We start from the raw sequence: 4,865 nt of genomic DNA on the forward strand, positions 1-4,865 counted from the left end.
GGGGGCGGCGGTCGTGGGTGCCGGGGCGGTCGCGGCGAACTCGCTCTTCGACGAGCCGCCGACCGCGCACGCCTCCTCGACCTCCGACCCGTACCCCTTCTACGGCGAGCACCAGGCGGGCGTCGTCACGCCCGCCCAGGACCGCCTGCACTTCGTGGCGTTCGACGTCACCACGGACAAGCGCGCCGAGCTGGTGGAGCTGCTGCAGGAGTGGACGGCCGCGGCGGCGCGGCTGACGCAGGGCAAGGAGGCGGGGTCGTTCGGCGCGGTGGGCGGCACGCCGGAGGCCGCGCCCGACGACACGGGCGAGGCGCTCGGGCTGCCGGCCTCGGGGCTGACGCTGACGATCGGGTTCGGTCCTTCGCTGTTCGACGACCGGTTCGGGCTGGCGGCCAAGCGGCCCGCGGCCCTCGCCGACCTGCCGAAGTTCCCCGGCGAACAGCTCATTCCGGAAATTTCCGGCGGCGACATCTGCGTGCAGGCGTGCGCGCACGACCCCCAGGTCGCCGTGCACGCCATCCGCAACCTGGCCAGGATCGGCTTCGGCAAGGTCTCCGTACGCTGGTCGCAGCTCGGCTTCGGCCGTACGTCGTCCACGTCGCGGGCCCAGACCACGGCGCGCAACCTGATGGGCTTCAAGGACGGCACCAACAACCTGAAGCTGGAGGACTCCGACCTGCTGCGCGACCAGCTGTGGGCGGCCGCGCAGGACGGAAGCGGCTGGATGGCGGGCGGCACGTACATGGTGACCAGGAAGATCCGCATGATGATCGAGACCTGGGACCGCACATCGCTCCTGGAGCAGGAGCAGATCTTCGGCCGGGACAAGGGCGAGGGCGCGCCGCTGGGCAAGAAGGGCGAGTTCGACACCCTGGACTTCGCGGCGAAGGGGCCGGACGGACAGCCGTACATCGCTAAGGACGCCCATGTCCGCCTGGCCCATCCGAGCTCCCACGGCAACGCGCATCTGCTGCGCCGGGGCTACAACTTCGTGGACGGCTCGGACGGGCTCGGGCGGCTGGATGCTGGGCTGTTCTTCATCGCGTACCAGCGGGATCCGCGCAAGCAGTTCGTGCCCGTGCAGATGAGCCTGGCCAAGATCGATCCGCTGAACGAGTACATCAAGCACGTCAGCAGCGGGGTGTTCGCCTGCCCGCCCGGCGTGCGGGACGCCGGAGACTACTGGGGGCGGACTCTTTTCGAGGGATAAGTTGCGAGATGTCGCGCGGCTCCGTCCAGGACGGGATCTGACCGGCGGAGCGCGGCCTTGCAGTGCTTACTGATCCCGAATCAAAGCGAGCCTTCCCTCATTCGCCGGAGCACCGAGCCCTTGATCCCAGGCGGTGAAGGCCAGGATGTGCCTTAAATCTGGATCCGGTAGTCCAGGATGGCGCTGTCACCAGGGATCACTATCGGGTGAGCGACCTCAACGACTCGGCCCTGTGCGAGCAGCCTCCGCGTGATCGCGAAAACCGGCACGCCTGGAGAGATCTGCAACGTGCCGACCTCCTCCTGCGTCGGCATCCTTGTCGCGACGGATTCGGTGATGTCGTCGATGACGATCCCTATGGATCGGAGCTGGGCAAACGTCCCGCCAGGCCACGGCTCGTTACCCGGATCGGCGACGGGAGTTCCTTCCACATGCGAGGCGAGAAGGTACGGCCGTGACATCTGCGTGGGGACACCGCGCGAGTAGAAGACGAATCGCCGGTCGAGCAGCCGAGTGCCGACCTCGACTCCGAACAGCTCGGCCAAGACCTCGTCAGCCTCGGCCCACTCGTAGGACACGTCCAGACGGTACTCCGACCACGTGATTCCTTGATCCGAGGTGTACGACGACTTCGGAACGTCCTGCGGGCCGATATCAGCCAGGTACCGCTCAGACGAGATACGCCGGACAGGACGTCGATGGCGCGCGAACGTACCACCACGGGTCTTCGACTCGATCAGACCCTCGGCCTTGAGCACCTCCATGGCCTTGCGGACGGTCATGAGGGAAACCGAGTGGGACGAGGCAAGCTCGTCATTGGACGGAAGCCTCGTACCAGGCTCTATCACCCCGGATGTGATCTTCTGGCGGATCTCATCAGCTATCCGGAGGTAAGCAGGACGCTCCGGCACAGGTGCTCCTTCTCGTGCGCTGCAGAGGGTTGACAGTCACCCTACCGCCGCGCCATTTTCGTATATGAAATCAAGTTTATGTATGCATAATTCTTCACGGGGTCCGCATGACTATCCCACCCGATCTTTCCAGCCAGTTCCCGGACTGGTCGCTCTGGCGAAGCGACCAAGGACGTTGGTGGGCGACGAGATCACGTCCGTTCTCCGTAACAGCCGGGAACGCAGAGGCACATCGGACCGTGGACGCCGACGACGTCAACACCCTCGCCGAACGCATAGCCGAGCAGGGGGAGCGAAGGCGTTGAAGAGCGCGAGGCCGGAGCCCGCGAAGCCGCAGGTGGCCACGTAGCGGTGGGCGCAGGCCACCAGGCCCTGGACCTTCTTGTCTTGGCCGCCGCCACGGCCCAGCAGCACCAAGGGGCGGCTACCGGTGGCATCGGCGGGTGACCAGACCAGGCCGGGGATGTCGTCGAGGATGAACGGACGTTCCGAGACGCCGTTCAAGGTTGTCTCTGAGGTGAAGCACATAGGTTCGTGGCCTGTCGGGATGCCTGCGGGCGCTCCCAGGGCCACCTATGTCAGATGAACCGCACAGCCGCGAGGGAGGAGAGCACCCAGCCTGATACAGCGGTAATGGGTCTCACCTCCTCAGCCGGTCACGTGAACGGTGACGCTATCAGGCCCAGGGCCGTGGAAACAGATCACAGGGAAGCAAGGGCGATCAAGCTCATTGGCGGCGGGCGCGGGAGGCGGCGGCGTGGGCGCGGTTGGCGCAGCGGGTCGAGCAGAACTGGCGGCGTCCCGGGCGGCTGCGGTCGACGAAGGCGTCCTGGCATGGGCGGGCCGCGCAGAGGCGCAGGCGCTCCCAGTCGCCCGACGCGGCGAGGTCGAGCAGCTCGGCGACGGACCGTACGGCGAGGCGATCGGCCGGTGCCGCCGCCTCCGGTGAGGTGAGCCGGAGGCGCGGCGCCCCGCCCGACTCCTCCACGGCCACCCGCACCGGCAACTCACCCACCCACCGGGCCAGGGCGTGCGTCCGCTCGGAAGGTTCGCAGGTCAGCACGGTGCGCAGCCGTTCCCGCATCGCCCGGACCGCATCGAGATCACCCACATCGACGCCACCCTCCTCAGATTCGCCCAATTCGCGGCAGAAGCGGCGCAGTGCCGCCACGTCCGGCAGCCGTTCGGGATCGTCCAGGTATTCGTCCCACGTGTTGGCCAGATCGATCGCCACGAGCCCGGTCTCCGCGAACTGGCGCATCTGTCCTCCTGTTGCTAACGTCACGAGTATGAACATAATAACCCCTGACAGAATCCTGGCCGTCCTCGACGCGCCGTCCAACCTCGGCCTGCGCCCGCCCGCTCCCGGCACCGTCCCCGGCTGCTACAAGGCCCCATGGGCGTTGCGGAACGCCGGCCTGGTCCAGCGGCTCAAAGCCAAGGACGCGGGCGCCCTCGTGCCACCCCGCTACGTCGCCACCTGGAAGCCGGGCGACGGCGTACGCAACGGCCCCGCGATCGCCGCCTATGCCCGCGAGCTCTCCGAGAAGGTGGCCGGCATCAGGGCGTCGGGCGGGTTCCCCGTGCTGCTCGGCGGCGACTGCTCGATCCTGCTCGGCCCGGCGCTGGCCCTGCGCAAGAGCGGGCGGTACGGGCTGGCGTACGTGGACGCGCACGCCGACTTCCGGCACCTCGGCAACTCCCCGCACGTCGGCTCGGCGGCCGGGGAGGACCTGGCCTTGGTGACCGGGCGCGGTGACGACTACCTCACCGACATCGACGGCCTGCGGCCCTACGTGCGGGACGAGGATGTGGTCGTGCTTGGGGTCCGGGATGAGGAGGATCTGCGTGATATTTCGGATAGCGGGCTGGCCTTCATCCCCGGCACCGACATCGACCTCGGTCGGGCCAAGGAGGTCCTGGTCCGGGACGAACTTGACGGGTTCTGGATCCATGTGGACGCCGACGTCCTCGATCCGGCCGTGCTGCCCGCCGTCGACTCCCCCACGCCGGGCGGGCTCGACGCCGCACAGCTCACCGAGTTGCTCCGCGGCCTCCTCGCCCTGCCGGGAGCGGCCGGTCTTGAGCTGACGATCCTGGATCCGGATCTGGACGAGGACGGCAGCCAGGCGGCCCTGCTCGCAGACGTCCTCGTATCGGCTCTGTCCTGACGCCCGGACGAACAAGTCCCGAGTCGCGCGGAGCGCCGGGATCGCGAACGTCCGGGCCCACCTCCCCCGGCCCACCTGCCTCTGCCTGCCGGTCGCATGCCGAGCCGACGCTGCGGGTGGAGCGCCGTCACGGCGCGGTGGGGCACATGGTGAAGGTGACGGACTTGGTCCTGGAGACCGGCGAGGTGATCCGATAGGTGACCGTATGGGTCCCGTCCGGTGGATCGATGGTGTCCTTCGAGAACACGTAGTTATCGCGGCTACCGGCCGGCAACCGTGACGATCCACTCTCGATGACCTTCCCGTTGTAGACCCACTGGTAGGAGAACGCCGCACCCGGTTTCGTCGCGCCTATCCCGGCGCCGAAGTTGAACGATCCCGTGTAGCAGGTGATGCCGTCACTATTGATCTTCGATGAACCTTGCACCCGTACATAGGCAATGGAGAACGAGGCGCTGGACGCGGGCCTGCTCTTGCTGGCGGAGGGGCTCGGGCGTGCGGTCGTGCGTCTCTTCGAGGGAGTGGGCGTGGGGAGCGGTCGGCGGGTCGGGCGTTTACTCGAAGGGGTGGGCG

The 4,865-nt window shown here is 67.8% G+C and carries 6 protein-coding genes; 2 read left to right on the top strand and 4 right to left on the bottom strand.

Annotated elements, in window-relative coordinates; all coding sequences use genetic code 11:
• Positions 1-1,210 (top strand): iron uptake transporter deferrochelatase/peroxidase subunit (gene efeB, locus EJK15_RS67605; RefSeq protein ID WP_138720653.1); only part of this gene is annotated, 1,210 nt, incomplete at its 5' end.
• A gap of 152 nt (positions 1,211-1,362) precedes the next feature.
• On the opposite strand, the gene EJK15_RS67610 is transcribed toward efeB, so the two are convergent.
• The 3 genes from EJK15_RS67610 to EJK15_RS67620 form a co-directional block, all read right to left on the bottom strand.
• Positions 1,363-2,121, bottom strand: a complete 759-nt coding sequence (locus EJK15_RS67610) for a GntR family transcriptional regulator (RefSeq protein WP_138720654.1) — start codon at positions 2,119-2,121, stop codon at positions 1,363-1,365.
• A gap of 255 nt (positions 2,122-2,376) precedes the next feature.
• Positions 2,377-2,625, bottom strand: coding sequence for a hypothetical protein (locus tag EJK15_RS72355; protein ID WP_171075403.1), 249 nt, complete (start codon positions 2,623-2,625; stop codon positions 2,377-2,379).
• 223 nt (positions 2,626-2,848) lie between these two features.
• Positions 2,849-3,382 carry a CGNR zinc finger domain-containing protein gene (locus EJK15_RS67620; protein ID WP_171075404.1) on the bottom strand — a complete coding sequence of 178 codons (534 nt, stop codon included), beginning with the start codon at positions 3,380-3,382 and terminating at the stop codon, positions 2,849-2,851.
• A gap of 28 nt (positions 3,383-3,410) precedes the next feature.
• Here EJK15_RS67620 and EJK15_RS67625 point away from each other — a divergent pair, with 28 nt between their 5' ends.
• The gene (locus EJK15_RS67625; RefSeq protein WP_138720657.1) at positions 3,411-4,292 is read left to right on the top strand and encodes an arginase family protein; all 882 of its coding nucleotides are present in this window, start codon (positions 3,411-3,413) and stop codon (positions 4,290-4,292) included.
• Positions 4,293-4,419: 127 nt separating this feature from the next.
• Here EJK15_RS67625 and EJK15_RS67630 read toward each other — a convergent pair whose 3' ends face one another.
• Positions 4,420-4,719 carry a hypothetical protein gene (locus tag EJK15_RS67630; protein WP_138720658.1) on the bottom strand — a complete coding sequence of 100 codons (300 nt, stop codon included), beginning with the start codon at positions 4,717-4,719 and terminating at the stop codon, positions 4,420-4,422.
• Between the last annotated feature and the right edge of the window lie 146 nt (positions 4,720-4,865).

The organism is Nonomuraea basaltis, from assembly GCF_005893125.1.
GTDB classification, from domain to species: Bacteria; Actinomycetota; Actinomycetes; order Streptosporangiales; family Streptosporangiaceae; genus Nonomuraea; species Nonomuraea basaltis.